General features: G+C 62.9%; 5 protein-coding genes. All 5 read left to right on the top strand.

The genetic code is table 11. The features are described 5' to 3' along the window. On the top strand, positions 1 to 943 hold a 943-nt coding region (locus tag AB4Z11_RS24045; protein WP_442028194.1), incomplete at its 5' end, for an FtsX-like permease family protein. A 1-nt stretch (position 944) separates the two neighbouring features. Beyond that, the gene (locus AB4Z11_RS24040; protein ID WP_442028193.1) at positions 945 to 2,204 is read left to right on the top strand and encodes a lipoprotein-releasing ABC transporter permease subunit; all 1,260 of its coding nucleotides are present in this window, start codon (positions 945 to 947) and stop codon (positions 2,202 to 2,204) included. After that, entirely contained in the window at positions 2,197 to 2,877 is a 681-nt protein-coding gene (lolD, locus tag AB4Z11_RS24035; protein WP_442028192.1) for a lipoprotein-releasing ABC transporter ATP-binding protein LolD, read from the top strand. The genes AB4Z11_RS24040 and lolD overlap by 8 nt, the downstream gene beginning before the upstream one ends. Positions 2,878 to 2,880: 3 nt before the next feature. Continuing rightward, the gene (locus AB4Z11_RS24030) at positions 2,881 to 3,681 is read left to right on the top strand and encodes a TatD family hydrolase (protein WP_442028191.1); all 801 of its coding nucleotides are present in this window, start codon (positions 2,881 to 2,883) and stop codon (positions 3,679 to 3,681) included. Positions 3,682 to 3,740: 59 nt separating this feature from the next. After that, a partial coding sequence (locus AB4Z11_RS24025; protein WP_442028190.1) for a ComEC/Rec2 family competence protein occupies positions 3,741 to 4,484 on the top strand: 744 nt, incomplete at its 3' end.

Raw genomic sequence — 4,484 nt, 5'->3', positions numbered from 1 at the left:
GGGCATGCTGGTGCATGGCGGCGACATTCTGCGTCCTGCCGTGGTGCGCGGCATCCTGCCAGGCGAGGAGACCAAGGTTTCCGACATCGGCAGGCAGATGAAAGAGGGCAGTCTGGATAGCTTGCAGCCCGGTTCGTTCAACATCATTCTGGGCATCGAGCTGGCGCGCCAGCTGGAGGTGAAGATTGGCGACAAGGTGGCGATTGCGCTGGCCGAGGGCTCGTCCTTCACCAGCGTGGCGCCGACACTGCGCACCTTTACCGTCAGCGGCATTTTCGAAGCCGGGCATAACGAATTCGATTCCGGTCTGGGCTATGTACATCTGGAAGACGGCGAACAACTGGTGCACCTGAATGCGCCGTTCGGCCTGCGCCTGCGCTTGCAGGACCTGCAGAAAGCGCCGGAAGTGGCATTTGAGCTGAAGCAGACCATGCCGGGCAAACTGCTGGTGCGCGACTGGACGAAGCTGAACACGACCTGGTTCGCCGCCGTGACCACGCAGAAGCACATGATGTTTGTGATCCTGACTCTGATCATCGCTGTTGCGGCCTTCAACCTGGTCGCTACGCTGGTGATGACGGTGACCGATAAACAAGCCGATATCGCCATCCTGCGCACCCTGGGTGCATCGCCACGTTCGATCATGAAGATTTTCATGGTACAGGGAGCGCTGGTTGGCGTGCTGGGCACCGCGCTGGGCGTGGTGGGCGGTGTGACGCTGGCCCTGAACGTGGACGTGATCGTACCCGCCATCGAGCATCTGTTTGGCGTGAAGTTCCTGGCCAAGGACATCTACTTCATCAGCGCCGTGCCGTCGGACCTGCGCTGGCATGATGTGACCATTATCGGTATCACCTCGATGGCGCTGGCCTTTGTGGCGACCCTGTACCCTAGCTGGTCGGCAGCCCGTGTGCGTCCGGCGGACGCCCTGCGTTACGAATAATATGAAGAATCTCCCCTACGAATGGCTGGTCGGCCTGCGCTACACCCGTGCAGGCAAGCGCGATAAGCGCAACAGCTTCATTTCCTTTATCTCCCTGATTTCGATGAGCGGCATCGCGCTGGGTGTGGCTGCGCTGATCATCATCCTGTCGGTGATGAACGGCTTCCGCAAAGAGGTTACGGACCGCATGCTGTCCGTGCTGGCCCACGTCGAAGTCTTCGACAAGAACGGCTCGATGCCGGACTGGCAGGAGCAGGCCCGCCGCRCCATGACGAATCCGGCGGTGAAGGGTACGGCGCCTTTCGTGCAGACGCAGGCCATGCTGCTGCACGGTGGCGAAATCCTGCGCCCGGCGGTGGTGCGCGGCGTACTGCCGGATCAGGAGCCGAATGTGTCCGATCTGGCCAAGACCACCAAATTCGGCAGTTTCAAGGATCTGCGGCCCGGCGAGTTCGGCATCGTGATGGGGATTGACCTGGCGCGCTCGCTGCAGCTGAATCTTGGCGACAAGGTGACCATGGCGCTGGCCCAGGGAACGGTGACCCCGGCCGGCGTGGTGCCGCGCATGCGCAGCTTCACACTGGTGGGCGTATTCGTCGCGGGACACCCGGAATTCGATTCAGGCCTGGCCTTCATCCATATTCAGGATGCGGAAAAGATGCTGCGCATGGATGCTCCGGCAGGTCTGCGTTTGCGGCTAGCCGATATGCACCGCGCGCCCGAAGTTGCGGAAGAGTTGAAGAAACTGTTCCCGTCCAATCTTACCGTGCGTGACTGGTCCAGGCTGAACGCCAATTGGTTTGCTGCCGTACAGACCGAAAAGCGCATGATGTTTATCATCCTCACACTCATCGTCGCGGTGGCCGCCTTCAATCTGGTGTCCACGCTGGTGATGACGGTGACGGACAAGCAGGCCGACATAGCCATTCTGCGCACGCTGGGCGCCACGCCGCGTTCGATCATGAAGATTTTCGTGATCCAGGGCGCGCTGGTGGGCGTGCTGGGCGCGCTGCTGGGTGTCGCGGGCGGCGTGCTTGTGGCCTTGAATATTGATGTTATCGTCCCGTTTATCGAACACTTATTGGGAGTGCAGTTCTTGTCGAAGGATATCTACCAAATCAGCACCGTGCCGTCGGATATGCACTGGGCGGACGTTGGCGTGATCGCCGTGGTTTCCGTGCTGCTGGCGTTTGCTGCCACGCTGTACCCGAGCCGTTGGGCGGCGTCGGTCAAACCTGCGGAGGCACTGCGCTATGAATGATGCTGTGCTGAGCTGCCGCAATCTCGGCAAGACCTTCAAGGAAGGCAGCTACGAGGTCAAGGTGCTGGAGGGGATTGATTTCGAAGTGCACCGCGGCGAGCGCGTGGCGATTGTTGGCGCGTCCGGCTCCGGCAAGTCCACGCTGCTGCATCTGCTGGGCGGGCTGGATACGCCAAGCAATGGCGCCGTGACGCTGCAGGGCAAAGATTTCGCATCACTGAGCGAGGCGCAACGCGGCGACGTGCGTAATCAGTCGCTGGGCTTTGTCTATCAGTTCCACCATCTGCTGCCGGAGTTTTCGGCGCTGGACAATGTGGCGATGCCGCTGATGATCCGCCGCACGAAGCGTGCGGACGCGCTGGAACAGGCGCAGGCCATGCTGGCGCGCGTTGGGCTGGCCAAGCGTGTGACGCACGTGCCGGGCGAATTGTCCGGCGGTGAACGTCAGCGCGTCGCATTGGCGCGTGCGCTGGTGACGCAGCCTGCTTGCGTGCTGGCCGACGAACCGACCGGCAATCTGGATCATACGACTGCGGAATCGGTATTCGATCTGATGCTGGAGCTGTCGAGCACTCTCGGCACGGCCTTCGTGATCGTCACCCACGATCCGGCGCTGGCCAAGCGCTGCGACCGTATGCTGCGTCTGACCGACGAAGGATTGCGCCAGGAGTAAGCCATGTGGATCGATACGCACTGCCATCTGGATGCCCACGAATTCGGCGATGAATCGCTGGATGTGGCGGCACAGGCGGCGGAGCAGGGCGTTGGGATGATCGTCATTCCCGCCGTCGATCGCGGCAACTTCGAGATCGTACGCAAACTGGCGCACGAGGCGCCCAATGGCTGCTATGGACTGGGCATTCACCCTATCTTTGTGCCGCAGGCGAAAGAAGAGGATCTGGAATTCATGCGCGAGGCCGTGGCCGCCGCCATGTCCGATCCGCGCTTCGTGGCGATTGGCGAGATTGGGCTGGACTTCTTTATTCCCTTGCTGTGCGAGCCGGACATGCGCGAGAAGCAGGTGTTTTTCCTGCGCGAGCAGCTGAAGATTGCGCGCGATTTCGGGCTGCCGGTACTGTGCCATGTGCGCAAGTCGCAGGACCAGGTGCTCAAGCATGTACGCCAGATTGGACCGGCGGGCGGGATTGCGCATGCCTTCAACGGCAGCTTCCAGCAGGCGCAGGCTTATATCGGCGAGGGCTTCAAGCTTGGCTTTGGCGGCAATCTGACTTTCACCCGCGCGCTGCAGATCCGGCGCCTGGCGGCGGAGCTGCCGCTGTCGTCCATCGTGATGGAGACGGATGCGCCGGATATCGCGCCGTCCTGGATTCATCCGGGCCGCAACACACCGGACCAGATCCCGCGCATTGCGGCGGTGATGGCCGAATTGCGCGTTGCTGACCTGGACGAGGTGCAGTCTGTCACGACGGCCAACGCGGCGGCCATCATCCCACGCCTGCAAGGCTTACTGAGCTAAATCAAATCGGCGCTTGCGTCCGACGGTAACATTGAGCGGTTACCGTATCGGGACATGCCATGCGCATGGCAATCATCGGCTTCGTCGCCGGCGCGGCCCTGCTGCAAACGCAGCCCGCGCTCCCGCCGCTCTGGACGCTCGCATTGGCGCCGCTGCCGTTGCTGGCCGCGTGGGCGATGCGGCGCGTTGTGCGCGCGCCTGTCTCATCCACCGCCCCGTCCTTGCCGGTCAGCGGCGGGACGTCTGGCGTCATGGAGGGGCCGGGCGCTTCCGGCGCGGCGGCCATGGCTTCCGGCGTGACAGCTTCCAGTGTGACAGCTTTCGGCGTGACAGCTTCCGGCGGCGCAGTCCTGGCGGTGCTGGCTTCTGGGCTGGCCGATGCGTTGGCTGGGGCGGCGCTGGGCTTTCTGTGGGCCGCCTGGCTGGCGCATTGCGCGCTGGCGCCGGAATTGGCGCGGGCGGACGAGGGCCGCGATTTCGACGTCGTCGGCACCGTCGACAGTCTGCCATTCCGCTTCCAAGGCGGCGTGCGCTTCAATTTCGCGGTTGAAGGCACCAGCGCAGCGCCGCCATTAATCGCGCTGTCATGGTATTCGGGCATGCGCGGCGGCACCGGACCGGTGCCGGAGGTGCAACCCGGCGAGCGCTGGCGGCTCAAGGTGCGCCTTCAGCGGCCGCACGGCAACGCCAATCCCTACGGCTTTGACTACGAAATCTGGCTGCTGGAGCAGGGCATCCGCGCTACAGGTTACGTCCGTGCTGAAGGCCCGAACACAGGTTACGTCCGTGCTGAAGGCCCGAAC

It is taken from the genome of Pseudoduganella sp. RAF53_2, from assembly GCF_052113985.1.
GTDB lineage: Bacteria > Pseudomonadota > Gammaproteobacteria > Burkholderiales > Burkholderiaceae_D > Rugamonas.
Note: the sequence above shows the minus strand (reverse complement) of the source record. Positions and strands in the feature narration are given on the sequence as shown.